Annotated in this window: 18 protein-coding genes, 1 pseudogene and 1 riboswitch; of the genes and pseudogenes, 5 read left to right on the top strand and 14 right to left on the bottom strand. The window is 68.5% G+C overall.

Annotation, left to right across the window (positions count from 1 at the left end; translation table 11 throughout):
- Window positions 1-2: 2 nt before the first annotated feature.
- Both CFB34_RS07490 and CFB34_RS07485 read right to left on the bottom strand, forming a co-directional pair.
- Window positions 3-1,319: an Nramp family divalent metal transporter gene (locus tag CFB34_RS07490; protein WP_089443041.1), complete on the bottom strand. Its 1,317-nt coding sequence runs from the start codon at window positions 1,317-1,319 to the stop codon at window positions 3-5.
- Window positions 1,271-2,320: pseudogene (locus tag CFB34_RS07485) on the bottom strand (helix-turn-helix domain-containing protein); the annotation flags it as partial. The pseudogene CFB34_RS07485 and the gene CFB34_RS07490, both read right to left, overlap by 49 nt.
- 199 nt (window positions 2,321-2,519) lie before the next feature.
- On the opposite strand from CFB34_RS07485, the gene CFB34_RS07480 reads away from it, so the two are divergent.
- The 3 genes from CFB34_RS07480 (at window position 2,520) to CFB34_RS07470 (ending at window position 4,246) form a co-directional block, all read left to right on the top strand.
- A complete protein-coding gene (locus CFB34_RS07480; protein WP_089443043.1) occupies window positions 2,520-2,765 on the top strand; it encodes a hypothetical protein in 246 nt (81 codons plus the stop codon).
- Between the two features lie 51 nt (window positions 2,766-2,816).
- Complete coding sequence (locus tag CFB34_RS07475; RefSeq protein ID WP_089443044.1) at window positions 2,817-3,740, top strand: LysR family transcriptional regulator; 924 nt, start codon at window positions 2,817-2,819, stop codon at window positions 3,738-3,740.
- Between the two features lie 104 nt (window positions 3,741-3,844).
- Window positions 3,845-4,246, top strand: coding sequence for an OsmC family protein (locus tag CFB34_RS07470; RefSeq protein WP_011355890.1), 402 nt, complete (start codon window positions 3,845-3,847; stop codon window positions 4,244-4,246).
- A gap of 102 nt (window positions 4,247-4,348) precedes the next feature.
- On the opposite strand, the gene CFB34_RS07465 is transcribed toward CFB34_RS07470, so the two are convergent.
- Window positions 4,349-5,230, bottom strand: coding sequence for a Dyp-type peroxidase (locus CFB34_RS07465; RefSeq protein WP_089443045.1), 882 nt, complete (start codon window positions 5,228-5,230; stop codon window positions 4,349-4,351).
- A gap of 489 nt (window positions 5,231-5,719) precedes the next feature.
- Here CFB34_RS07465 and CFB34_RS07460 point away from each other — a divergent pair, with 489 nt between their 5' ends.
- A complete protein-coding gene (locus CFB34_RS07460; RefSeq protein ID WP_089443046.1) occupies window positions 5,720-7,582 on the top strand; it encodes an ABC transporter ATP-binding protein in 1,863 nt (620 codons plus the stop codon).
- Between the two features lie 204 nt (window positions 7,583-7,786).
- Complete coding sequence (locus CFB34_RS07455; RefSeq protein ID WP_089443047.1) at window positions 7,787-8,500, top strand: riboflavin synthase subunit alpha; 714 nt, start codon at window positions 7,787-7,789, stop codon at window positions 8,498-8,500.
- An 86-nt stretch (window positions 8,501-8,586) separates the two neighbouring features.
- On the opposite strand, the gene CFB34_RS07450 is transcribed toward CFB34_RS07455, so the two are convergent.
- From CFB34_RS07450 to CFB34_RS07400, 11 genes are all read right to left on the bottom strand, one after another.
- Window positions 8,587-9,828 (bottom strand): voltage-gated chloride channel family protein, encoded by a 1,242-nt coding sequence (locus CFB34_RS07450; RefSeq protein WP_089443048.1) that lies wholly within the window; start codon window positions 9,826-9,828, stop codon window positions 8,587-8,589.
- Window positions 9,829-9,907: 79 nt separating this feature from the next.
- A riboswitch (Fluoride riboswitch) is annotated at window positions 9,908-10,014 on the bottom strand.
- A gap of 71 nt (window positions 10,015-10,085) precedes the next feature.
- The gene (locus CFB34_RS07445) at window positions 10,086-11,105 is read right to left on the bottom strand and encodes a chemotaxis response regulator protein-glutamate methylesterase (RefSeq protein ID WP_089443049.1); all 1,020 of its coding nucleotides are present in this window, start codon (window positions 11,103-11,105) and stop codon (window positions 10,086-10,088) included.
- Entirely contained in the window at window positions 11,102-13,411 is a 2,310-nt protein-coding gene (locus CFB34_RS07440; RefSeq protein WP_089443050.1) for a hybrid sensor histidine kinase/response regulator, read from the bottom strand. Before CFB34_RS07440 ends, CFB34_RS07445 begins: the two co-directional genes overlap by 4 nt.
- On the bottom strand, window positions 13,408-14,124 hold the full coding sequence (locus CFB34_RS07435) for a chemotaxis protein CheW (RefSeq protein WP_071332975.1): 717 nt from the start codon (window positions 14,122-14,124) through the stop codon (window positions 13,408-13,410). The genes CFB34_RS07440 and CFB34_RS07435 overlap by 4 nt, the downstream gene beginning before the upstream one ends.
- A 46-nt stretch (window positions 14,125-14,170) precedes the next feature.
- Window positions 14,171-15,586, bottom strand: coding sequence for a CheR family methyltransferase (locus CFB34_RS07430; protein WP_089443051.1), 1,416 nt, complete (start codon window positions 15,584-15,586; stop codon window positions 14,171-14,173).
- Window positions 15,583-16,095 (bottom strand): chemotaxis protein CheW, encoded by a 513-nt coding sequence (locus CFB34_RS07425; protein ID WP_089443052.1) that lies wholly within the window; start codon window positions 16,093-16,095, stop codon window positions 15,583-15,585. The genes CFB34_RS07430 and CFB34_RS07425 overlap by 4 nt, the downstream gene beginning before the upstream one ends.
- Entirely contained in the window at window positions 16,092-17,768 is a 1,677-nt protein-coding gene (locus tag CFB34_RS07420) for a methyl-accepting chemotaxis protein (RefSeq protein ID WP_039344740.1), read from the bottom strand. The genes CFB34_RS07425 and CFB34_RS07420 overlap by 4 nt, the downstream gene beginning before the upstream one ends.
- 123 nt (window positions 17,769-17,891) lie before the next feature.
- The gene (locus tag CFB34_RS07415; RefSeq protein ID WP_089443053.1) at window positions 17,892-19,025 is read right to left on the bottom strand and encodes a hybrid sensor histidine kinase/response regulator; all 1,134 of its coding nucleotides are present in this window, start codon (window positions 19,023-19,025) and stop codon (window positions 17,892-17,894) included.
- 483 nt (window positions 19,026-19,508) lie between these two features.
- Complete coding sequence (locus CFB34_RS07410) at window positions 19,509-21,092, bottom strand: Na+/H+ antiporter (protein ID WP_089443054.1); 1,584 nt, start codon at window positions 21,090-21,092, stop codon at window positions 19,509-19,511.
- A 242-nt stretch (window positions 21,093-21,334) separates the two neighbouring features.
- Entirely contained in the window at window positions 21,335-22,768 is a 1,434-nt protein-coding gene (locus CFB34_RS07405) for an aldehyde dehydrogenase family protein (RefSeq protein ID WP_089443055.1), read from the bottom strand.
- Between the two features lie 29 nt (window positions 22,769-22,797).
- Window positions 22,798-24,438: an acetolactate synthase large subunit gene (locus tag CFB34_RS07400; protein ID WP_089443056.1), complete on the bottom strand. Its 1,641-nt coding sequence runs from the start codon at window positions 24,436-24,438 to the stop codon at window positions 22,798-22,800.
- Between the last annotated feature and the right edge of the window lie 214 nt (window positions 24,439-24,652).

The following is a 24,652-nucleotide window of genomic DNA, read 5'->3' as shown; positions in this document are numbered from 1 at the left end:
TATCAGCCCGCGACACCGGTAATCAGCAGCAGGTTCGTGCCGGTGATGACGACGAACAGCGCCCACGCGGCGATCTGCATCCCGCGCCCGATCGTGTGCTCGCCCATCGTGTTGCGATCGCTGACCGAGCGGATCAGCGGCCACATCGCGAACGGCAGCTGCAGGCTCAGCAGCACCTGGCTCCACACCAGCAGTTGCCCCACCGAGCTGTCGCCGAGCCACAGCACGCCGATCAGCGCCGGCACGAGCGCGAGCCCGCGCGTGATCAGCCGGCGCTGGTAGCACGGGATCTTCGTATGCAGGAAGCCGTCCATGATCACCTGGCCGGCGATCGTGCCGGTCAGCGTCGAGCTCTGCCCCGACGCAAGCAGCGCGACGCCGAACAGCAGTGCGGCCGCGCCGCCGGCGATCGGCGTAATCAGGTGGTAGGCCTGCTCGATGTCGGTCACGTTGTGCTGGCCCGTCGCATGGAAGGCCGCGCCCGCGACGACCAGGATCGCCGCGTTGACGAGCATCGCGACGAACAGCGACACGCAGGTATCGATGCGCACCAGCGCGAGCGTGTCGCGGACCATCCCGCGCGCGCCGCCGACCACGTGCCGCGTCTGCACGACCGACGAATGCAGGTACAGGTTGTGCGGCATGATCGTCGCGCCGACGATGCCGAGCGCGAGCACGATCGCGTCCTTGCGGTCGTGGCCCGGATCGCCCGGCACCAGCCCGCCGACCACCGCGTGCCAGTCGGGCGGCGTGATCGCGACCTGCGCGACGAAGCAGAACGCCATCGTCGCGATCAGCGCGAGCACGATCGCCTCGATCTGCCGGAACCCCTTGCCCTGCAGGCCGAGCACGATCACCGTGTCGAGCGCGGTCAGCACGATCCCCCACGCGAGCGGTACGCCGAGCAGCAGCTTGAACGCGAGCGCGCAGCCGAGGACTTCCGCGATGTCGCACGCGATGATCGACACTTCGGCGGTCACCCACTGCACGATGCGGCCGAACCGGCCATAGCGGTCGTAGCTGGCCTGCGCGAGATCCCGGCCGGCGACGAGGCCGAGCCGCGCCGCGAGCATCTGCAGGAAGATCGCCGCGAGGCTCGAGAACGCGACGACCCACAGCAGCGAATAGCCGAACTGCGAGCCGGCCTGGATGTCGGTCGCCCAGTTGCCGGGATCCATGTAGCCGATCGCGACCAGCAGGCCGGGGCCGAAGAAGCGCTTGAGCTTCTGCCAGCGCGGCGCGCCGGCATCGATCGTGATGCTGCCCTTGACTTCCGACGGGCAGAACGGGGCGGTGGCGGTGGTGGGGAGGAAGGACATGGAAACCGGGGCTCGAGATCGGGACAGGACGATTCTACGGGTATCCGCCCGATTTTCTCCCGCGCGGCCTGTCACGCGGCGCGATGCCCCTCGGTGCCGTCGCCGGCCCCCTCGCCCGTATCGGCCGGCCTCGCGCCACGGGTGAGGATCCTTTCGCGCTCGGCGATGCGAAATTCGGTCGGCGACATCAACATGCGCTGGCGAAACAGCTTCGCGAGCCGCTCGCCGCTGCCGAACCCGGTGCGGCGCGCGACCTTGTCGGCCGGCAGCGTCGTGTGGACCAGCATGTGACACGCGCGCTCGAGCCGCACGTGCTGGACGAATTCGGTCGGCGTCACGCCGATTTCCTTCTTGAAGCGCCGCAGAAAGTTGCGCTCGCTCATCGCGGCGGCCTGGGCCGCGTTCGCGATCGAGATGCGGTTCACGCTCTGCGCGCGCAGCCGCTGCGCCGACATCCGGATCGACGGGCTCGCGCTCAGCTCGCGAAAGGCCCACATCGACTGCGCATAGCGCTGCTCGACCGGCCGCAGCAGGTTGCTGGCGATCTCCTGCGCGGCAATGTCGCCGAGTTCGACGCGGAACATGTCGAGCACGGTGGCGAACACGTCGGTTTCGCCGGCCTGCAGCTCGACCGTCGCGGCGATCCGTCGCCCGCTCCGGCCGGGCCGCCCTTCGAGCGCCGCCGACGGACGCTGCATGGCCGCGAGCGTGGGCAGGTCCATCCCGTCGACGATCCAGCGCGCATGACGGCGAATGTCGGCGAGGCGACGCTGCAATGCGTCGTCCCAGTTGACGACCGCGCGGTCACCGTGAAGATGAAAGAACGCGAGCGCGCGGCGGCCGTGCTCGTCACCGAGCGGATCGGCCGCGATGCTCACGCCGGAGGACGACTGCACCAGCCCCCCGCTTTCGGATACGTACTTCAACTGGTAGTCAGCACTGTATGCGTGCAGGCGATTCGCCAGGTTGAAAGCCTCGCCAAGACGCGCGGCCTGGGCCAACGAAAATCCCGTACTCAAATAGATAACGACCCATCTCTGATCTGCTGCATTCACTGGCCAAGCCCCCGACTTGTTCGACTTCTTCTAATACCGTCGAACTGTCAGGCTTATATTTGGTTTGAATGCGTGCGACAGGACGGCTATCCCGAAATATGAAGCGACGGCATCTTAGCCGAACGGGTCGCGCCTTTGGCGCGAAATGGCCGACGTGGACAGCATGATGGCGGATTACTACAGGCTGTCACGGTTTGCCGGCGGCCCTCTGTGGAATTGCCCGGCCGATATCGCCCATTATTACGATTGCATGCAGCGCAATCCGCGCATTTCATTGCGACTTATTGCGTCGGATATCCGGATAAATGCACAACCGAATATCGGCTCGAACGATATCGACTCGTATCCCGTGCCATCGATCGCCACGCAGGAAAGCCCGCCGTATCCGTAGCCTGCGCATCCTTTAGAATCGGTCCACCCTTCACCACGCCCCCCGCGCCCCGTGCCCGCCGATCACCGTCTCGACCTGAACCTGTTTCGCGTGCTCGACGCCGTCTACGTGCATGGCGGCATCGGCGCGGCCGCCCGCGCGCTGCACCTCACGCAGCCGGCCGTCACGCACGCGCTCAACCGGCTGCGCGCGCATTTCGACGATCCGCTGTTCGTGCGGCAGGGCAACCGCGTCGTCGCAACCGAGCGCACGCGCACGATCATCGCGGACGTGCAGTTGCACCTGAAGGGCCTGCAAGGCACCGCGCGCGCCCCGTCGGCATTCGATCCCGCGACGCTCGACCTGAGCATCGCGGTCGGCATTCGCGACGTGCTCGAATCGATCGCGCTGCCGCGGATCGTCGCCGCGTTCGCCGACGAAGCGCCGGGCCTGCGGCTCGTGAGCCGCCGCATCGCGGTGGCCGACATCGAGCGCGAACTCGCATCGGGCAATCTCGATCTCGCCATCGATCGTCGCGTGCCGACGGGCCCGCGCATCGCCACCGAACACCTGCTCGACGATTCGCTCGTCGTCGCGCTGCGCGGCGATCATCCGCTTGCGCACGAGCCGCTGCGGCGCGGCGACTATTTCGCGGCACGGCATGTCGCGGTGTCGTCGCTCGGCAAGCCGCAATCGCTCGACGTGCTGCTCGGCAACGACGGCCGCTTCCGCGATATCCGGCTCACCTGCCAGCACTATTTCGCCGCCTGCCAGATCGCCGCGACCGGCGACCTGCTGGTCACGCTGCCGCACACTTATGCATTGCGGATGGCCGCGCTGCTGCCGATCGTCGTGCGGCCGCTGCCGTTGCGGCTCAAGCCGTTCCCGCTCCTTGCGTACTGGCACGAATCGCGCGACGCCGATCGCGCACACCAGTGGGTGCGCGAACGTATCGCCGCGCTCGTGCGCAGCAGCGCCAGCGTCACCGACGCGTAGCCGCGCGGCGCACGCCGTCCCGATCGGGGCGGTATGCTGGCGGCTGCGCGCCGCCACGCGGCGCCCGCTTCCCTTTCCCTCTTTCCGCTGACCGGAGACTTGCCATGTCGCTCATCCATGCCGCCGCCGTCCTCGACGCCGATGCGCCCGACTACGTCGTCCAGCTGCAGGCCGGCACGCACGCGTTGACCGGCGACGAAGCACCCCGCGAAGGCGGCCAGGATCGCGGGCCGGCGCCGTACGAGTTCGTGCTGGCCGGCCTCGCGCAATGCACGGCCGCGACGCTGCGCATGTACATGCAGCGCAAGACGTGGCCGGCCACGCGCATCGACGTGCGCACCGAGCTGCATGCCGATCGCGACGGCACGCAGTATGTGCGCCGCGTCGTGACGCTCGACGGTCCGCTCGATGAAGCGCAACGCCAGCGCCTCGCCGAAATCTGCGAGAAAACGCCGGTCACGCAGTTCATCAAGCGCGGCACGCGGATCGACACGACGTTGAACTGACACGCCAAGCACGCAAGCACACGGCGCACGATCGCCGCGCAAAAGGAAACGGGGGGCTGCGCACGATGCGCGGCCCCCCGTTGCGTCGAACCCGTCAGGCGCTTACAGACCGAGCGCGGACAGGTCGAGCTTGCCGTCCTTCAGCGGCGGGCACCAGAAATACGCGCCCGTCAGCGGCCGCGTGAAGCGGAACAGGCCGTCGACGATCCCGTCATCCGCACCGCTCATCCGGCGCATCTGCACGTCGAACGCGCGGAACGAGCAGCCGAACGCGACGAAGTAGAGGCCCGCGCGACGCGCGTCCGACCACGGCGACGAGCGGCGCAGCATGAACGCCTCGGGCTCGAAGCTTTCCTGCGCGGTGCGCTTCACGTGCGCGAACTCGGGTGCGTCGTCGAGTTCTTCGTTGTCCGAGCGGCGGCGCCCGATGATGTTGTCCATGTCGCCCGACGGAATGCGCTCCATCTGGTCGAAGTCGTGCAGCCATTGCTGGACCGCGACGAAGCTCGCCCCGTCGAGCCCCGCGCCCTGCCCGGTCACGATCGCCGCGGCCACCGCTTCGTCGCCTTCCGGGTTCTCCGTGCCGTCCTCGTAGCCGGACAGGTCGCGATCGTTCGAATAGCGGAAGCCGTCGACCGCGTCCTGCAACGCAAACGCCGGCGCCAGCGCGCGTTCGATCGCCCGTGCGCGCAGCACGATCTCGCCGCGATCGTCGCCGCGCAGCCAGACCCACACGTCGGCCGGCGTCGCCGGCAGCGTGCGGTCCTTCACCGCGAACGCCGGGAATTCGGTCAGGCCCGGCACCGGGCGCCCAAGGTACGCCGCCAGCGCATGCCCGAACCCGACCACCGTGTCGCGTCCGTCGACGATCTCGCGCAGCGCGGCCAGCGCCGCCGCCACATTGCCGTCATTCGACATCGTGAAAGTGAGGTATCGGGCCGCCGAATCGATCGGGGTCAGGATGCCTTGCTGAACGTCGCTCATCGTTTCCTCAGGAATGTATCGTGGTGAATCTGCGCGGGCTGCGGCAACATGCGCCGCAGACGCCGAAGCGCAATCGACGCGCGTGCCGGCCCTTGCGCTGCCGCACTGGAGAAAGGCCGCAAAAGAAGGGCCGAAACCCTGAATACTAACGTATCGACGCTGCAACGCCGCATTCGTCAGACGTTGCGGCGCGCCCTTCACTGCTGATAGAATCTTTTCACGTCTTTTCGGCGTCCTTTCAACCGTTCACTTCAGGGGAGGTGCAGATGTTCCGAATGCCAGCCACCTTCCCGAACGTGGTCCCACGGCGCAGCTGATCCAGCCCGCCGTCCGCGCCGGCTCCCGAGTTTTCCGCTAACCCGTCAGCCGCGCCGTTTCCCGACAGCCCGTTTCGTTTTCCGCCCGCGATGTTCGCGCGGCCCGGCTGTTGCGTTTTCGATGTTCTCCGAACCGGAAAGTCCCGTCGCGCGATGCGCCGGGCAACGATAAATGACCAGAAAAACCTCCCATCTGGGCGGCCAGGCATTCCAGGCCGTCTTCGGCTTTACCTTCCGCTACTGGCGCAAGCAGCCTGCGCGCACCGCCACGGTCGCGAGCCTTGCGCTGCTCGCGGCGCTCGCCGACGTGCTCACGCCGCTGTTCGCCGGCCGCCTCGTCGACGCGCTGTCGACCGGCCTGACCGACCGCGCCGCCGCGTGGCATGCCGCGCTCGTCGCGTTCGGCACGCTCGCGGCGCTCGGGCTCGGCGCGACGGTGCTGCGGCAAGGCGTCTACCTGAACATCATCACGCTCACGTTGAAGATGATGAGCGAGATCGCGGCCGCGTCGTTCCATCGCGTGCAGCGCTTCTCCACCGACTGGCACGCGAACAGCTTCGCGGGCTCGACCGTGCGCAAGATCACGCGCGGCATCTGGGCGCTCGACCTGCTGAACGACACCGTGCTGATCGCGCTGCTGCCGTCGGTCACGATGCTGGTCGGCGCCACCGTGCTGCTCGGCACGCACTGGCCCGTGATGGGGCTCGTCGTCGGCGCGGGTTCGCTGCTGTACATCACGGTGACGGTGGCGGTATCGCTCGGCATCGTCGCGCCGGCCGCGCGGCTCGGCAACCTGTGGGACACGCGCATGGGCGGCGCGCTCGCCGATGCCGTGAGCTGCAACGCGGTCGTGAAGGCGTTCGGCGCGGAAACCCGCGAGGAAGCGCGGCTCGCGCGCGTGATCGGCAAGTGGCGGCAACGCACGCGCCGCACGTGGGTGCGCGGCACGCTCAACGGCGGGTTGCAGGGCGCGATGCTCGTCGCGATGCAGGCCGCGATGATCGGCGTCGCGCTGCGGCTGTGGGCGAACGATGAAGCGAGCGTCGGCGACATCGCGTTCGCGCTGACGATGTTCTTCATGCTGCAGGGCTACCTGCGCGACGTCGGCATGCACATCCGCAACCTGCAGCGCTCGGTGAACGACATGGAAGAACTCGTCGCGCTCGAACGCCAGCCGCTCGGCATCGACGATCGTCCCGGCGCGCCGGCGATCCGGATCGGGCAAGGCGAGATCCGCTTCGAGCACGTGACGTTCCGCTACGGCAACCATCCGGTGCCGCTGTACGACGACTTCTCGATGCGCATCGCGCCGGGCGAGCGCGTGGGCCTCGTCGGCCACTCGGGATCGGGCAAGACGACGTTCATCAAGCTGATCCAGCGCCTGTACGACGTGTCGGGCGGCCGCATCACGATCGACGGCCAGGACATCGCGCAGGTCAGGCAGGATTCGCTGCGCAGCCAGATCGCGATCGTCCAGCAGGAGCCCGTGCTGTTCCACCGCACGCTGGCCGAGAACATCGCGTATGCGCGCCCCGATGCAAGCCGGGCCGACATCGAGCGCGCCGCGCGGCTCGCCAGCGCGCACGACTTCATCGCCACGCTGCCGGACGGCTATGACACGCTCGTCGGCGAACGCGGGATCAAGCTGTCGGGCGGCGAGCGCCAGCGGGTCGCGATCGCGCGTGCATTCCTCGCCGATGCGCCGATCCTGATCCTCGACGAAGCCACGTCGAGCCTCGACAGCGAAAGCGAGCTGCTGATCCAGCAGGCGATGGAGCGGCTGATGGTCGGGCGCACGACGCTCGTGGTCGCGCACCGGCTGTCGACCGTGCGCGCGCTCGACCGGCTGCTGGTGCTCGATCGCGGCAAGGTGATCGAGGAAGGCAGCCACGACGCGCTGATCCGGATCGAAGGCGGCATCTATCGCCGGCTGTTCGAGCGGCAGGCGCTGGAGCTGGCGAAGGGGCTCGCCGATTCGCCGCGGCGCACGGCGGACGACGATGCCGGGCCGCTGGGCGAGCCGGCCGAGGCTTGATGCAAGCGTGTCAACGCGCGCCGGCGGTGCGGTCATCGCCGCCGGCGCGCGTCGATAAACGGATCCGGATCGAGGCCGTGCCAGGTGCACGGCTTTTTTACGTCCGCGCGTCAGGCCTGCCGCCCCGGCGCCGCGCGCCGAGGAGTGCCCTTTTTCGGTATCCCGTATCATGTCGACCAGGAAATTTGCGACTAGGGATCGACCATGTTTACAGGAATTGTCCAGGGCGTTGCCACCATCAAGCGCATCGCCGATCACGGGGAACTGAGAACCTTCAGCATCGAATTCCCGGAGCGCTTTACCGACGATATCGAGATCGGCGCCAGCGTGTCGGTCGACGGCGTCTGCCTGACGGTGACGACCATCCATTCGCCGGAGCTGATCGACTTCGACGTGATGCTGCCGAGCCTGCGGATCACCACGCTGGCCGATCTCACGACGGGCGCGCACATCAACGTGGAGCGGGCCGCGAAGGACGGCGCGGAGATCGGCGGGCATCCGCTGTCCGGCCACGTGGATTTCACCGGGACCATCCGGCACATCGCGATGTCCGAACACAACCGGATGGTGCGCATCGGCGTGCCGGAGGCGTTCAAGCGATATGTGTTCGCGAAGGGCTATATCGCGATCAACGGCTGCAGCCTGACGGTGTCCGACGTCAACCGTGACGAAGGCTGGTTCGATGTCTGGCTGATTCCCGAAACGCGCCGCGCGACGACCTTCGATGCGAAGGGCGTCAACGACACGGTCAACATCGAGATCGAGCGCAGCACGCAGGTGGTCGTCGATACGATCCGGGAAGCGGTCAAGGAGACGCTCGGCGAACTGAACGGTGTCGTCACCGCGTTGCTCGCGGAGAAGGGCATCGACATCGAGGAACTGCTCGCGCGGAACGTCGCGAAGCTGCCGAAGGCGTAACGCTCGCCTCGTTCCCGGTGATCCGCGCGATCACCGGGTAGCGGTTTCCGCCAGCACGATCCGGCCGGCCGCCCCGCACGCCGATGTCACTCCGCTTCGACCTGCGTCCCCTTCCCCACCGCCACACGCTGCGACCGGTAAATCCCCGCGTGCCCTGAAAACAGATAAGCGACGACGCACGCGACGATCGCATACACGCCGATATCGGCGCCGAACAGTTCGATGGCCATGATCGTCGACGCGATCGGCGTATTGGCCGCGCCGGCGAACACCGCGACGAAGCCCAGCCCCGCGAGCACGGGCACCGGCAGCGCCAGCACCTGGCCGAGCGCGTTGCCGAGCGTCGCGCCGATGTAGAACAGCGGCGTCACTTCGCCGCCCTTGAACCCCGACGCGAGCGTGACGACGGTGAACGCGAACTTGCCCGCGAAATCGTAGAGCGGCAGCGGGCCGTGGAACGCGGCCTCGATCGTCGGGATGCCGAGGCCGAGATACTGCGGCACGTTCAGCGCGGTGGCGGCCGCAGCCACCAGCAGACCGCCGAGCACCGGCTGCAGCGGCGCATAGCGGACCACGCGCCTGAACCAAGCGGTCAGCGCATGCGTCGCAAACGCGAACAGCCGCCCGACCACGCCGAACGCGATGCCCGCGACGACCGTCACGGCCAGCCCGGTCGCCGACACGGCCGGCACGAACGGAATCGCATAGGCCGTGTGATGCACGCCCCACGCGCGGCAGACGACGTCCGCGACGATCGCCGATGCCACGCAGGTCAGCAGCGCGTCGTACCGCACGCGTCCGATCGCGAGCACCTCGAGCCCGAACACGGCGCCCGCGAGCGGCGTGCCGAACACCGATGCGAAACCGGCCGCGATGCCGCCCATCAGCAGCACGCGGCGATGCTCCCGATCGAGACGGAACACCTGCGTGACGCGGTCGGCGAGCGCGCCGCCCATCTGCACGGCGGTGCCCTCGCGGCCGGCCGAGCCGCCGAACAGGTGCGTGACGACGGTCGCGACGAGCACGAGCGGCGCCATCCGCTTCGGCACCAGCGCTTTCGGATCGTGAATCTCGTCGATCAGCAGGTTGTTGCCGCGCGCGACGGACTGGCCGAAGCGATGGTAGATCCAGCCGGTCGCGAAACCGGCGACCGGCAGCCCCCACAGCAGCCACGGATGCGCGACGCGCGTGCCGGTCGCCCAGTCGAGCGCGATCAGGAACAGGGCGGAAGCCGTGCCGGCCAGCGTGCCGAGCAGGGCCGAGAGCGCGAGCCAGCGGCATACATAGCGCACGGTCGCGAGAAGATCGGCAGAAGTCGTGAAAAACATGATTTCCAGATTCGACGGAACATCAAAACCTGGGCGGCAGAAACCCGCATGGACGGCCTGCGACCTCCTGACGACCCAGGAACACGCAGGCATCATCAGCCGGGCGAACCGGCGGTTGAGGGCCGCACCGTGCGCAACAACGCGCCGAATACGACCGCAGGGAGGCATGCCATCTCCGCTGGGCGCCATTGTACGCGACGCCCCGCGCCGCCCGCAATGCGGCCACGGCACGGCGCCGCGTACGCCCCTGGGCGCCGTCAGTCGCGCAGCGGGCGCGTGATGCGCGAGATCAACTGGGGCGCGATCCGCTCGAGCGGCAGGATCGCCGACGCCGCGCCGATCGCCGCGGCCGCCTTCGGCATCCCGTAGACGGCGCTGGTCGCCTCGTCCTGCGCGATCGTGTAGCAGCCTTTCGCGCGCATCGCCTTCAGGCCGAGCGCGCCGTCGCGCCCCATGCCCGTCAGCAGCACGCCGAACGCCTCGCCCTGCCAGCCGTCGGCGACGCTGTTGAAGAACACGTCGATCGACGGCCGGTACGGCGTCTCGACCGGATGCCGCGTATAGCCGAGCACCCCGCGCGGCGACAAGGTCAGGTGATCGTTGGTCGCCGCGAGCAGCACCTCGCCGGCCTGCGGCATGCTGCCCTGCCGCGCGACGCGCACCGGCAGCCGCGTATAGCCGTCGAGCCACTCGGCCATCCCGAGCGCGAACGCCTGGTCGACGTGCTGGACGATCACGATCGCCGCCGGAAAATCACCCGGCAGCGCGCGCAGCAGCGCGGTCAGCGCGGTCGGCCCGCCCGCCGACGCACCGATCGCGACGAGCGTCGGCTGGCCGCGCTCGGGCGTCGGCCCCGGCGGCACGAGCGCCGCGCTGCGGCTTTCGAGCAGCCGGCCGATCTGGTCGATCTTCGCGAGCAGCGCCTGCGGCGACGCATCGGTCGACAGCCCGAGCGCGAGCGTCGGCGTATCGACCGCGTCGAGCGCGCCGGCGCCCATCGCCTCGTACACCGACGACGTGTTCGCGCTGACGCTCGCCGTCACGATCAGGATCGCGCACGGCGCGCGCGCCATGATCCGGCGCGTCGCGGCGACGCCGTCGACCTTCGGCATCACGAGATCCATCAGCACCACGTCGGGCGGATGCGCAACGCAGAAATCGACCGCCTCGTCGCCGTCGGTCGCGACCCACAGCACGCGGTGGTCCGCGCGCAGCGCGATCACGCGGCGCAGCGCCTCCACGGCCAGCGGCAAGTCGTTGACGATGCCGATGTTCATCCCCGCGCATCTCCGATCAGGTCGTGCACGGCATCGAGCAGCGCTTCGTCGTGGAAGCTGCTCTTCGCGAGGTAGTAGTCGGCGCCCGCATCGAGCCCGCGACGGCGATCCTCGTCGCGATCCTTGTACGACACGATCATCACCGGCAAGCGCTTGAGCATCGGATCGCCCTTGATCAGCGTGACGAGCTCGATGCCGTCCATACGCGGCATGTCGACGTCCGTGACGACGAGATCGAACGCATCGCTGCGCACGGCGTTCCAGCCTTCCATCCCGTCGACCGCGACCGTCACGTCGTAGCCGCGCTTTTCCAGCAGCTTGCGTTCGAGCTCGCGCACCGTCAGCGAATCGTCGACGACGAGCACGCGGCGGCGCCGGTCGGCGAGCGCGAGTTGCGGATCACGCGTGAGCCGCGCGAGCTGGCCGCCGCGCACGAGCTTGTCGACCGAGCGGATCAGGTCCTCGACGTCGACGATCAGCACCGGGTCGCCGTTCTCGAGCAGCGCGCCGGCCGCGATGTTCTGGATCTTGTGCAGGCGGCTGTCGAGCGGCTGGACGACGAGCATCCGCTCGCCGAGGAAGCGGTCGACCGCCACGCCGTACAACTCGGGCTCCCCGCCGACGACCACGACCGCCGTGCTCGTGCGCGCGACGTCGGGCTCGCCCGCGTCCAGCAACTGGTGCGCGGCGACGAGGCCCGCGCGCCGGCCGTCGAACGGAAAATGCGGCTGCCCTTCGAGCACGTCGATGTCGTCGTGCGCGAGTTCGAGCGTGCGGCGCACGTGTGCGAGCGGAAACGCATACGGCTCGCCGCCCACTTCGACGAGCAGGCTGCGGATCACCGACAGCGTGAGCGGCAACTGCAGCACGAAGCGCATGCCCGCGCCCGGTTCGTTGAAGATCCGCACCGCGCCGCGCACGCCGCGCACCATCTCCTGCACCGCGTCGAGGCCGACGCCGCGGCCCGACACGTCGGTCACCGCATCGCGCATCGAGAAGCCCGGCAGCAGCAGGAATTCGAGCAGTTCCGGATCGGACAGCCGCGCGGCCGTCTCGTCGTCGGTCAGGCGCTGGCGCACGACGGCCGCGCGCAGCGCGTCCATGTCGACGCCCGGGCCGTCGTCGATCACGCTGACCAGCAGCGAGCCGGCGCTGTGGCGCGCCTCCAGCGTCACGCTCGCCTCGGCCGGCTTGCCGCGCGCACGCCGCGCCTCGGGCGAATCGACGCCGTGGTCGATCGCGTTGCGCAGCAGGTGGCCGAGCGGCGCGTCGAGCAGGTCGAGGATGTCGCGATCGACCTGCGTGCCCTCGCCGACGATCGAGAAACGCACCTGCTTGCCGAGCGAGCGCGCGAGATCGCGGACGATGCGCGGATACGCGCGTGTCGCGTCGCCGAACGGCCGCATCCGGCACTGCAGCGCTTCGTCGTACAGCTGCTCGGCGATATGCGTGCTGCGCCGCTCGAAGCGGTCGAATTCGTCCATGCGCTCGGCGAGCGAACGCTGCAGGTCGTTGAGCATGTGCCGCACTTCGTTCATCGACGCGAGCATGCCCGCGTCGAGATCGTCGGCGAATTGTTCGTACATCAAATCGAGCGACCGGGCCGCGTCGCGCTGGGCGCGCTTCACGCGCAGCATCGATTCGGCGAACGGCTTGAGCCAGCGCGATTCGACCAGCGATTCGCCGGACAGGCTCAGCAGCCGGTTCAGCGTGTCCGCACGCACGCGGCGCATTGCGCCGGCGCCGGCCACGCGGCCGGCCTGGGCAGGATCGGGCACGCCGCCCGATACCGCAAGCGGCGGCACCGCGGCGCTCGCCCCGACGGGTTCGTTCGCGGCGCCGTCGTGCTCCCGATACGGGACGATCGACGGCGGCACCGGCGGCGGGACCGCGGCCGCCGCCTGCATCGTCTGCGCGCCGTCTGCGCCGGTCAGCGCCGCCGCGAACACGTCGATCTCCGTCTGCGTGACGGGCTGCCCTTGCGGATCGCCGACGCGCACCAGCAGATCGACGCCCGCCAGCAGCACGTCGACGTGCGTGGCCGTCAGCGCGATCGTGCCGGCCTGCGCGGCGACGAAGCACTCTTCCATCCGCCCCGCGATGTCGACGCCGAGCGGCACGCCGACGATGCGCGCGGCGCCTTTCAGCGAGTGCGCGGCGCGCATGCACGCTTCGAGCGCGACGGAATCGGGTTCACCCGATTCGAGCGCGAGCAGCCGCTCGGACAGCGCCTGGGTCTGCGTGCGCGTCTCCTCGCGATACAGCTCGAGCAGCGACAGGTGGCTCAGGTCGTCATCGCCGCTCATCGCATGCTCCGTGTGACTGCGTCGAACAGGCGGTCGTCGTCGAGCAGGCCCACCGACTTGCCGCGCCACGACAGCACGCCGCGCGACAGGCCGGCGCTCGCGCGCCCGACCGTCGCCGGCACGGGCACCCAGTCGGAGGCGCCGAAGCGCAGCACGCCCTCGACTTCGTCGACCGGAAACACGACCGGCTCGCCCTGGTGCGCCGCCACCAGCAGCCGCGTGAAGCGGTCGTCGTCACCGTCATTGCGGCCCTTGCCGCCCTTGCCGGCATCGAGGCCGAGCAGCGCGCCGATCGAGATCGCGATGCGCAGCGTGCCACGGATGTTGACCACGCCGCGCACGGCTGAATTGCGCCGATGCGGCAGCGAATGGATCGGGCGCGTGCCGGCGATCTCGCGCAGCACGCCGATCGGCAGCGCGAGCCATTCGTCGGCTACACGGAACGCCAGCGCCGCATGGTGCGCGTCGGCGTCGGCGTCGTGCAGGTGCGGCGCGCCGGGCGCGCTCATCCGGCGCGTGGTGTCGGCCATCTCGGCGCCGTCGAGCGGACGCTCGAGCAGCTTCGCCGCGTGATATGCATACACCGAACAGTTCAGGCAGCGCAGGCAGTCGTTCAGCCGCTCGCACGTGCGGTCGCCGCGCGTGCCGATCCGGTTCCAGCAATCGTCGACGTCGATCGTCGTCTCGTCAAAGGCAGCGGCGGCGCGGTTCATGGAATCCTCTGGTCATCACGGTGTCGGTCCCCAACCCATGGTCTTGTCAGCCGGCCGAGCGCCGTGCGCGCTCGAGCAGCCATTGCGCGCCCGCACGATCGCCGCCGACGTCGAGCAGCGTCGCGAGATGGGTCAGCGCTTCGTGGTGCGTGGGCCGCAGGTACAGCGCCTTCCGGTAGAAGTCGCCGGCTTCCGCGGCGCGGCCGCGCGCATCCGCGATCAGCCCGTTCAGGTAGAACGCATCGGCATGCGGCCCGACGCGCGCCGAGAACTGCGCGAGCACGCGCTCGGCCTCGTCGAACGCGCCGGCATTCGCCAGCGCCTGTGCCTCTTCCAGCGTCGGCGCGGGTCGCTCCGCCACCGGTGCGAGCGACCCGGCCGCTTCGGCCGATTCGGCCGCCGTCACCGGCAGGTCGCCCCGTGCGTCGAGCGCGGCCGCGTGCGTGGCCGGCGGCGGCGCCGTGAACGGCTGGCGTGTGTCGTCGAGCCAGGCCGGCGGCGCGACCGCCAGCACCGAGCGCGTCGCCGCGAGCGGTGCAACCGTGAAACGCTCCGCGCGCCGGTACGGCGCTGCCGCCGCCAGCGGTGCCGCCTGCCGGGCCGCGAATACGTCGGGCGCGGCGGCGGCCTCGCGATGAAACGCGAACGCCAGCGGCACGCGCGCCGAGCGCATCCCGTGCCGCATCGCGACGCCCGTTTCGGCCGGCCCGACGAACAGCGTGCCGTCGTCGGCCAGGCGCTCGTCGAGCGAGCGGATCACGCGATCCTGCGCGTCGCGATCGAAATAGATCAGCACGTTGCGGCAGAACACGAAATCGTAGCGAATGCCGGTATCCACGGCCGGTTCCACGAGGTTCGCCTGACTGAACTGCACGCATGCGCGCACGCGCTCGTCGAGCAGCCAGCCGTCGCGGGTCGGCGTGAAGTACCGCGCGCGAAACTCCGTCGCGGTGCCGCGGAACGCATTGCGCCCGTAGCAGCCGAGCCGCGCCTGCTCGATCGCGCGCGCGCTGAGGTCGATCGCGTCGATCGTGAAGCTGGCCGGGTCGAGCCCGGCGTCGAGCAGCGCCATCGCCGCCGAATACGGCTCCTCGCCCGTCGAGCACGGCGCGCTCAGCACGCGGATCACGCGGCCGGGCAGCGCGGCGAGCCGCTCCGTCGCGAGCCGCGCGAGCGTCGCGAAGGCCTCGCGGTCGCGGAAGAACCAGGTCTCGGGCACGACGAACAGCTCGATCAGCGCACGCCGCTCGTCGGCCGACGCGTTGAGCTGCTGCCAGTAGGCGTCGAGCGCGTCCTGCGTCACGGGCGGCCGCGCCGCCGACAGCAGGCGCTCGCCGTCCGCCTGCAGCGCGTGCACGCGTTCCGTCAGCGCGCGGGTCAGGAAATCGTTGCCGAGCGAATCGGGGTCGATGCCGGTCTCGCGCAGCAGCCAGCCGCGAAATCGCGATTCGGACTCTTTCATGCGGACTCTCCCCCGTGGCCCGGCTGGCCGTCGAACAGATACAGGCGCGCGACGTCGTCGACCAGGTCGGATACCGATACCTGCTGCACGACGCCATCGGGCGTATTCGCGACGGGCCCGAGCCAGCGCGTGCGTGCGGTCGAGATGCCGCTCGAGCGGAACGCCGCGCGGTCGATCCGCATCGTCTGCGTCGCACGCTCGACGATCAGCCCGATCGTGCGCTCGCCGCCCGCTTCGTCCGCGCGGTAGCGGACCATCACGAGCCGCGTCGAGCGCAGCGCATGGGCGCGGCGCCCGAGCGCCAGCATCGGCACGTCGATCACCGGCACCGGCTGGCCGCCGCGCATCAGCAGCCCGGCGATCCAGTCGGGTGCGCCGGGCACGGCCTTCGTGACCGCGAGCGGCAGCACCTCGTCGATGCCGGCTGCGTCGAGCGCATAGCGCCCGCCATCGAGCTCGAACATCAGGAACAGCGCGTGGGCGCCGTTCTGCGGGTCGGCGCGCGTCACGCGTCGACCTTGAAGCGCGACACGCTGGTGCGCAACTGGTTCGCGACGAGCGTCAGGTCGTCGATCGCCTGCGACGACTGGCGCAGCGACTCGGCCGTCTGCTGCGCGGCCTCCGACAGCTGCGACAGCGCCTGCGTGATCTGCTCGGCGCCGTTCGCCTGCGTCTGCATCCCTTCGTTGACCATCTGGAAGCGCGGCGCGAGCGTCTGCACCTCGGCGATGATCTGCGACAGCTGCCCGCCGACCTGCTGCACGTCGAGCATCCCGCGGCGCACTTCCTCGGAGAACTTGTCCATCCCCATCACGCCCGCCGACACCGCCGACTGGATTTCCTTCACCGTCTGCTCGATGTCGTAGGTCGCCACCGCCGTCTGGTCGGCGAGGCGGCGGATCTCGGTCGCGACGACCGCGAAGCCGCGGCCGTATTCGCCGGCCTTCTCGGCCTCGATCGCCGCGTTCAGCGACAGCAGGTTGGTCTGGTCGGCCACCTTGGTGATCGTCGCGACCACCTGGTTGATGTTCAGCGCCTTCTCGTTGAGGATCGCGAGCTTCGCGTTCACCGAACCGGCCGCGTCCATCACGCTGCGCATCGTCTCGCCCATCCGCGTGAGCCCGCTCTGGCTCACGCCCGCGAGCGTCGCCGACTGCTCGGCCACGCCGGCCACCTCGTTCATCGTGCGCAGCAGGTCGCGCGACGTCGCGAAGATCTCGCGCGAGGTCGCGCCGATCTCGGTCGTCGTTGCCGCGGTTTCGTTCGCGGTCGCCTGCTGCTCGCGCGACGTCGCCGCGATCTCGGCCACCGACGTCGTCACCTGCAGCGACGATTGCTGCGCGCGGGCGACGAGCTCGGTCAGCTCGTCGGCCATCCGGTTGAAGCCCGTCTCGAGCGTGCCGAATTCGTCGCGGCGGCGCAGGTCGAGGCGGCGCGTCAGGTTGCCGGTGCGCATCACGTCATGCACCTCGACGAGCCGCGCCATCGGGACGGTGACCGAGCGGTACAGCAGGTAGCCGAGCCCGAGCGCGGACAGCAGCATGATCGTCAGCGCGCCGACGAGCACGACTTCCGTGTCCTGCACGGATTCGCGGATCACCCTCGCGGACTGGTCCGCGAACTTGCGATTCTCCTGGACCATGATGTTCGCGTCCTGCACGACCTCGGCCCACCCCGGCAACACCTTCGCGTAGGCGGCGATCGCTTCGTCGCGCGAGCCGCGGTGCTTCTGTACCGCATCCGTCAACAGCGGCAGGTAGCGATCGTATGCGCCGCGAAACGTCGCAAACCGCGCGCGGTCGTCGTCGCGGAAGATCGACGCCTGGTAGTCGACCGACAGCGCTTCGACCTGCTTCGTCGCATCCGAGATCTTCGCGAGATCGCGCTGCACGGCATCGGGATCGGTCTCGACGAACGTCGCCTGCTGCAGCATGACGAACGTTTCGTTGACCGCCGCGCGCAGCGACGACGCGAGGTAGACGCCGGGCAGCGAGTCGCGCTCGATGCTGACGGCTTCGCTGTTGATCGCGCGCAGTCGCTCGTAGGAGACGCCGGCTGTCACCAGCATCAGCACGAACAGCACGCCGAAGCTGAGCAGGATGCGATTGCCGAGCGTCAGCCGGGCAGCGCCGATCGTCGGATGCAGGCTTTCATTGGTCGCGCGGGGCGTCACGGTGGCCATGTTCGTTATGGGCTTTATAAAATCAGCGTTAAAAAAAACCACACCCGCCTGCGCGCCGGACGGCGCGCCACGAGCACATCAGGGTCTGCGCGCAGCGCGGCGCCGGCAGGCCGCGCCGCGAAATCACCGCTCCGCTTGCGCCGGCAGCCGAAGCGCGACCATGAAGCCGCGCGCCGTATTGCGCATCAGGATCTGGCCGCGATGCCGCGCCGCCGTCGCGCGGACGAACGCGAGCCCGAGGCCGAAGCCGCCGCGCGCCGCGCCGTGCGCGGATTCGAGCTGCACGAACGACTCGGTCGCGGCCGTGCGCTGCTCCGGCGCGATTCCCGCGCCGGTGTCCTCGACACCGATCAACCAGGCGCCGTCCTCGCTGCCCAGCGTGCAGTACACGTCCGTGCCGGCCGGGCCGTACTTCAGCCCGTTGTCGATCAGGTTCGCGACCGCGCGCGTCAGCATCATGCGGTCGCCCATCGTCACGCATTCGGTATCGGGCACGTGCGCGGCAACCCGGCTGCCGAGCCCGGCCGCCTTCTCCCACAGCTGGTCGGCGGCGTCGAGCACGATCTCGTTGAGACTCACGACCTCGTGCGCGCGGCGCTCGGACTGCGCGCGGGTCAGGTGGATGAAGCCGTCGGCCAGCGCGAGCGCGCGCCGCGCATGGCCGGCAATGCGCTCCATGATCGCCGGCATCTCGCCGTGCTCGGCGCGGTAGACGTCGAGCAGCGCGAGGATCGACGTCTGCGGCGAACGCATGTCGTGCGACAGGAAATCGAGCGCCTCGTCGCGCTGCCGGGACATCAGGTAGGAATTCGAGTGATAGCGGATGCGGGCAGCCAGCTCCATCGCGTCGGGGAGCTTCACCAGATAGTCGTTCGCGCCGGCGATGAACGCCTCGCGCTTGACGATCGGCTCCTCCTTCGCGGACAGCACGATGATCGGCACGCGAGCGGTGCCGGCGTCCGCGCGCCACGCGCGGACCAGATCGAGGCCGTCGATCTCCGGCATCACGAGATCCTGCAGGATGACCGTCGGCTTCACGTCACGCGCGACCGCCATCGCCCGGTGCGCGTCGGTGCAAACATGCAGGTCGATGTCATGTTCGCTGCGCAGCGCGCGGCGGATCACCTCGCCGACGAACGGTTGATCGTCGACGAGAAGGACCGATAACCCCGATTCAAGACAATCCGAGGCATTATCACCGCTCGATTCTTTCATAAATACAGTTTCAAACGCCGATTCTCCAATCGATTCTTTCATAGGAGTTGTTTATCAGACTTGGACGCTATCTTATTTCAGCGGTTGAAAACCCCGCCTGATTCCGCCGAATTGGCCTGTCGGCACCGCCTTGCAGGGTTTTGGACGCCGATTTCTCCCCGTTGGCGACCGTATTACCTCCGCATCCTTTCTCTCAATAAACATAACCGGCTGATTCTAAATGAAATTAGAACACAGCATCTATCTCAATCCGGTTTAGTTTTGCCAAATATGCAGAAAGAGACGGAAACAGTTAAATCGGATCATTTCCGGATTCGGAACACGATAACGTTTGCGAGACCGGCGCGATAAGGCTTGCATGCGCTGCAAGGCTGGCTACTGCCGCATTTGAGGGCCGGATGAATATCCGCCCCGTTGGCGGGCGCGCGAAAGAAAAAAAAGCGCGCCGGGCAGCGAACGGGCCGGGCGCGCTTCGGGCCGGCTGATGCCGGCCGCTCGATGGCGATGTGACGGAGGTGGGCGGCCCTACCCGCGCGCGTGCTGCGCGGAGACTTCCTGCAGGTCGAGGTCGCGTTCGAGCGCGTGCAGCATCTCGTCGTGGATGCGCCCCGAACGGTGCAGGCGCAACAGTTCCGCGCGCCCGGCCCGGATCGCGGCCAGCACGACGTCGTAGTGCGCGGCACGCACTTCAGCCGGATACGTCGGCTCGTTCTTCGCCCTTTCCGTCAATTCCGCGCGATACGTGTACTGCTCGAGCAGGCGCGGATGGATCACGACCCCGTTCTCGTCGCGCACGAGCGGCTGGATCGCCGCGAGCTGCGCCGCCTCGACGTACGCCCACGTCTGCGGCTCGGTCAGGTGGTGCGACGCGCGTTCTTCACCCTGCGGCATGCGCAGCAGCCGGATCAGCGGCCCGATCGTCGTGCCCTGCAGCAGCACGGTGACGAGGATCACCGCGAACGACGCGACCAGGATCACGTCGCGGCCGGGCATCGCCTCGGGCAGCGACAGCGCGATCGCCAGCGTGACGACACCGCGCATCCCGGCCCAGCTCATGATCGTCGCGGCCTTCCAGTCGGGCGCTTCGCCGCGCCGCGCGATCCCGCGCACCGGCCACTTCAGCGCCTCGACCGCATAGATCCACACGAAGCGCGACACGATCACCGCCGCCAGCACCGCGAGCATCGGCGGCACCATCGTGGCGAGCACCTGCTCGAAACCGCCGAGCCGATGGATCGCGCCGCGCAGCGACAGCCCGATCAGCACGAACACCATCGCTTCGAGCAGGAACACGATGACCTGCCAGAACGCGGTGCCGCGCGTGCGCACCGCCGCCGAGAACACCTCGTGCTGATGCCAGCCGACGATCATGCCGGCCGTGACCGTGGCGATCACGCCGGACACTTCGACCATCTCTCCCGCGATATACGCGATCCAGCCGGCGATCACCGCGACGGTGATCACGAGATAGTCGTCGTCGAGCAGCTTGAGGAACCACACGACGAGCTTGCCGACCGCGAAGCCGACCACCACGCCGCCGAGCCCGAGCTCCGCGAAACCCACGACCGCGTGGCCGAGGCTGAAGGTGCCCGACAGCGCCGCGACGACCGCGAAGCGAAACAGCACGAGGCCGGCCGCATCGTTCAGCAGGCTTTCGCCTTCGAGCAGCACCATCAGCCGGCGCGGCAGCGCGACGCGCTCGAGCACGGCCTTCGCTGCCACGGCGTCGGGCGGCGACACGATCGCGCCAAGCGCGAAGCACGCGGCCCACGGCAGCGACGGCGCCACCCAGTGCACGGCGAAGCCGACCGCGAACGTCGTGAACACGACCGCGCCGATCGCGAGCAGCAGGATGCCGCCGACGTTGCGCTTGAACTCCTCCCACACCGAGAAGTACGCGCCGTCCATCAGCAGCGGCGGCAGGAACACCAGCAACACCAGTTCCGGATCGAGATTGATCGGCGGCAGGCCGGGAATGAACGCGATGCCGATGCCGCCGATCAGCAGCGCGGCCGCGGGCGGCAATCGCAGCCGCTTGGCGATGCATTCGAGCGCGACGATCGCGAGAAATGACAACAAAACCAGCTTGAATGCCGAGACGGGGGACATGAATCGACCTCGTGAAGAATGAATTCGCGCGTTCCGGTGTCGTACCCCGGTCGGCAGTTTCGCGCGATTACATCACGAGGCGAGGCCCGCAGTCGAGCGCGCCCGGGCCGCCCGCCGCGCGAGGCGGTCACGGTGCGGGCCCGGCGCCGGCCCAATACATGCGCCACCATGAAAAACGGCACGCGGGCCGGCCCGATCGCCCGCCCGCGTGCCGTCGCGGCGCCGCGCCGCCTGCCCGCGCGTTACCGGCGCCGCACGACCATCAGCCGCGGCTCGGTCATGTCCTCGATCGCGTAGCGGATCCCTTCGCGGCCGAGGCCCGAATCCTTCACGCCGCCGTACGGCATGTTGTCGACGCGGAACGACGGCACGTCGTTGATCACGACGCCGCCGACCTCCAGCTCGTCCCACGCGCGCTGCGCATGCGCGAGCGAATCGGTGAACACGCCGGCCTGCAGCCCGAAGTCGCTGTCGTTCACGCGCGCGAGCGCCTCGTCGAACCGGTCGAACTTCTCGAGGATCGCAACGGGGCCGAATGCCTCCTTCCGGTACAGGTCCTGCTCGCGCCCGACGTTTTCCAGCAGCGTTGCCTCGAACATCGCGCCATCGACCTTGCCGCCCGCGACGATCTTCGCGCCCGCCGCGACGGCCGCGTCCATCCAGCCCGACAGCCGGCGCGATTCGGATTCGGAGATCATCGGGCCGACGAACGTCGACGGATCCTTCGGGTCGCCCATCTTCAGCGAACGCGTCTTCGCGATCAGCTTGTCGCGCAGCGCGTCGTACAGGTCGGCATGCACGAGGATCCGCTGCACGCCGATGCAGCTCTGGCCCGACTGGTAATACGCGCCGAACGCAAGGCGCTCGACCACGTAGTCGAGCTGGTCGCGCTGGTCCGCATCGACGATCGCGGCCGCGTTGCCGCCAAGTTCCAGCACGACTTTCTTCTTGCCGGCCTTCTCCTTCAACGCCCAGCCGACCGCCGGCGAACCCGTGAACGACAGCAGCTTGAACCGCTCGTCGGTCGTGAACAGGTCGGCGCCGTCACGATGCGCGGGCAGCACCGAGAATGCGCCCTTCGGCAAGTCGGTTTCCGCGAGCACCTCGCCGATGATCAGCGCGCCGATCGGCGTGCGGCTCGCCGGCTTCAGCACGAACGGACAACCGGCCGCGAGCGCGGGCGCGACCTTGTGCGCGGCGAGATTCAGCGGGAAGTTGAACGGCGAGATGAACGAGCACGGGCCGACCGGCACGCGCTTCGTGTAGCCCGTATAGCCCTGCGCACGCGCGGAGATCTCGAGGTTGATGATCTCGCCGTCGATCCGCACCGATTCCTCGGACGCCACGCGGAACGTGTCGATCAGCCGCGTCACTTCGCCCTTCGAATCGTTGATCGGCTTGCCGGCCTCGATGCACAGCGCCTCGGCCAGCTCGTCGAAGCGCTCGCGAAAGCGCGCGACGCAATGGTCGAGCACAGCCTGCCGCTTGTAGGCCGGCAACTCGCGCATCGGCTTCGCGGCATCGACCGCCGCACCGATCGCCGCGTCGATGGCCTTCGCGTCGGCCAGCGCGACGCGCGTCGCGACCTTGCCGCTGAACTTGTCGGTCACCTCCAGATCGGTGTTCGCGTAGACGGCTTCGTTGGCGAGGTAGTACGGATAGGTTTCCTTCAACATGGAACGACTCCTTCCTGTGAACGTGACATTCAGAGTTGTGCCGACAGGCGCTTGATCTCGCGGTTCAGCACGCGCTCGTTGTCCGAATAGTCGATCGGCACGTCGATTACGTGCACGCCCGGCGACGAGAAACACTCGCGCAGCAGCGGCTCGAGATCGTCGGCCGATTCGACGCGATGCCCGTGCGCACCGTAGCTTTGCGCATACGCGACGAAATCGGGGTTCTGCAGCGTCATCGCGAAATCGGGGAAATTCATGTTCTCCTGCTTCCAGCGGATCATCCCGAACGCGTCGTCGCGCAGGATCATCACGACGAGGTCGAGCTTCAGCCGCACGGCCGTTTCGAGCTCCTGCGAATTCATCATGAAACCGCCGTCGCCGCACACGGCGATCACCTTGCGCTGCGGATGCACGATCTTCGTCGCGATCGCCGACGGCAGGCCCGCGCCCATCGACGCGAGCGCGTTGTCGAGCAGCAGCGAATTCGGCTCGTGCGCGCGCCAGTAGCGCGCGAACCAGATCTTGTACATCCCGTTGTCGAGACAGACGATGCCGTCGACCGGCATCGCGTTGTACAGATCGTTGACGATCCGCACCGGGTACATCGGGAAGCGCGGATCGTGCTGGCCCTTCTCAAGATGCGCGTCGAAATGCGCCTTGATCATCCGGAAGCGCTCGAAATCCCAGTGCGATTGCGGCGTCACCGCCTCCTTCATCTGCCACACCGCGTTCGCGATATCGCCGACCACCTCGATCTGCGGGAAGTAGACGGGATCGACCTGCGCGCCGAGGAAGTTCACGTGGATCACGGTCTTGTCGTCGGTACGCATGAAGAACGGCGGCTTCTCGATCACGTCGTGGCCGACGTTGATGATGCAGTCCGCATGCTCGATCGCGCGGTGCACGAAATCGCCGTCGGACAGCGTCGCGTTGCCGAGCCACAGCGGGTGCGTCTCGTCGATCACGCCCTTGCCCATCTGCGTCGTGAAGAACGGGATGCCCGTCTTGTCGACGAATTCGAGCAGCATCTTGCAGGTGGTCTTGCGGTTGCCGCCCGCGCCGATCATCAGGAGCGGATGGCGCGCGGCCTGGATCGCGTCGACCGCGTGCGCGACCGCCTTCTCCTCGGCCACCGGCCGCCGGCTGTAGCTGCGCGGGATCGGCTTGCCGTCGCCCTCCTCGTGCGCGATGTCTTCCGGCAGCTCGAGGTGCGCGGCGCCCGGGCGCTCTTCCTCCGCGCGGCGGAACGCCTCGCGCACGGCCGACGGGATGTTGCCGATCGACACGATCTGCCGCGTGAACTTCGTGAGCGGCTGCATCATGTCGACCACGTCGACGATCTGGAAGTGGCCTTGCTTGCTGGACTTGATCGGCTTCTGCCCGGTGATCATCAGCATCGGCATGCCGCCGAGCTGCGCATACGCGGCGGCCGTCACGAAGTTCGTCGCGCCGGGCCCGAGCGTGGCGATACACACGCCGGTGCGGCCCGTCAGGCGGCCGTAGGTGGCGGCCATGAACCCGGCCGCCTGCTCGTGCCGGGTCAGCACGAGCTTGATCTTCGATCGCCGCAGCGATTCGAGCAGATCGAGGTTTTCCTCGCCGGGAATGCCGAACACGTACTCGACGCCTTCGGCTTCCAGCGCCTTCACGAACAGATCCGATGCTTTCATGGGGGACTCTCGGTTGATGCCGCCTGCCCGGCCTACGGACACGCAGCGTTCAGAACGCGCGCCGGCCTACGGCGCGCGGACGCTTTACCTACTGGACACAAACCACGGCACTGCCCGCCGCGTAGCACGCGCTCCACGGCGGCGCCTCCGGATACCGGAGGACAAACGGATCCGCCCGCGCGCGGCAAACACGCACGGGCGGCAAGGACGTTTT

Source organism: Burkholderia sp. HI4860 (genome assembly GCF_002223045.2).
GTDB lineage: Bacteria > Pseudomonadota > Gammaproteobacteria > Burkholderiales > Burkholderiaceae > Burkholderia.
The sequence above is the reverse complement of the archived record's forward strand: the minus strand, read 5'-3'. Positions and strand labels throughout refer to the sequence as shown.

Bases quoted from the DNA above. Each gene is read 5' to 3' on its own strand.
- CFB34_RS07430 (WP_089443051.1), bottom strand. From the start codon at position 15,586: ATGAAAGAGTCCGAATCGCGATTTCGCGGCTGGCTGCTGCGCGAGACC.
- CFB34_RS07460 (WP_089443046.1), top strand. From the start codon at position 5,720: ATGACCAGAAAAACCTCCCATCTGGGCGGCCAGGCATTCCAGGCCGTC.
- CFB34_RS07465 (WP_089443045.1), bottom strand. From the start codon at position 5,230: ATGAGCGACGTTCAGCAAGGCATCCTGACCCCGATCGATTCGGCGGCC.
- CFB34_RS07405 (WP_089443055.1), bottom strand. From the start codon at position 22,768: ATGTTGAAGGAAACCTATCCGTACTACCTCGCCAACGAAGCCGTCTAC.
- CFB34_RS07470 (WP_011355890.1), top strand. From the start codon at position 3,845: ATGTCGCTCATCCATGCCGCCGCCGTCCTCGACGCCGATGCGCCCGAC.
- CFB34_RS07455 (WP_089443047.1), top strand. From the start codon at position 7,787: ATGTTTACAGGAATTGTCCAGGGCGTTGCCACCATCAAGCGCATCGCC.
- CFB34_RS07440 (WP_089443050.1), bottom strand. From the start codon at position 13,411: ATGAGCGGCGATGACGACCTGAGCCACCTGTCGCTGCTCGAGCTGTAT.
- CFB34_RS07420 (WP_039344740.1), bottom strand. From the start codon at position 17,768: ATGGCCACCGTGACGCCCCGCGCGACCAATGAAAGCCTGCATCCGACG.
- CFB34_RS07410 (WP_089443054.1), bottom strand. From the start codon at position 21,092: ATGTCCCCCGTCTCGGCATTCAAGCTGGTTTTGTTGTCATTTCTCGCG.
- CFB34_RS07435 (WP_071332975.1), bottom strand. From the start codon at position 14,124: ATGAACCGCGCCGCCGCTGCCTTTGACGAGACGACGATCGACGTCGAC.
- CFB34_RS07450 (WP_089443048.1), bottom strand. From the start codon at position 9,828: ATGTTTTTCACGACTTCTGCCGATCTTCTCGCGACCGTGCGCTATGTA.
- CFB34_RS07415 (WP_089443053.1), bottom strand. From the start codon at position 19,025: ATGAAAGAATCGATTGGAGAATCGGCGTTTGAAACTGTATTTATGAAA.
- CFB34_RS07480 (WP_089443043.1), top strand. From the start codon at position 2,520: ATGGCCGACGTGGACAGCATGATGGCGGATTACTACAGGCTGTCACGG.
- CFB34_RS07400 (WP_089443056.1), bottom strand. From the start codon at position 24,438: ATGAAAGCATCGGATCTGTTCGTGAAGGCGCTGGAAGCCGAAGGCGTC.
- CFB34_RS07490 (WP_089443041.1), bottom strand. From the start codon at position 1,319: ATGTCCTTCCTCCCCACCACCGCCACCGCCCCGTTCTGCCCGTCGGAA.
- CFB34_RS07445 (WP_089443049.1), bottom strand. From the start codon at position 11,105: ATGAACATCGGCATCGTCAACGACTTGCCGCTGGCCGTGGAGGCGCTG.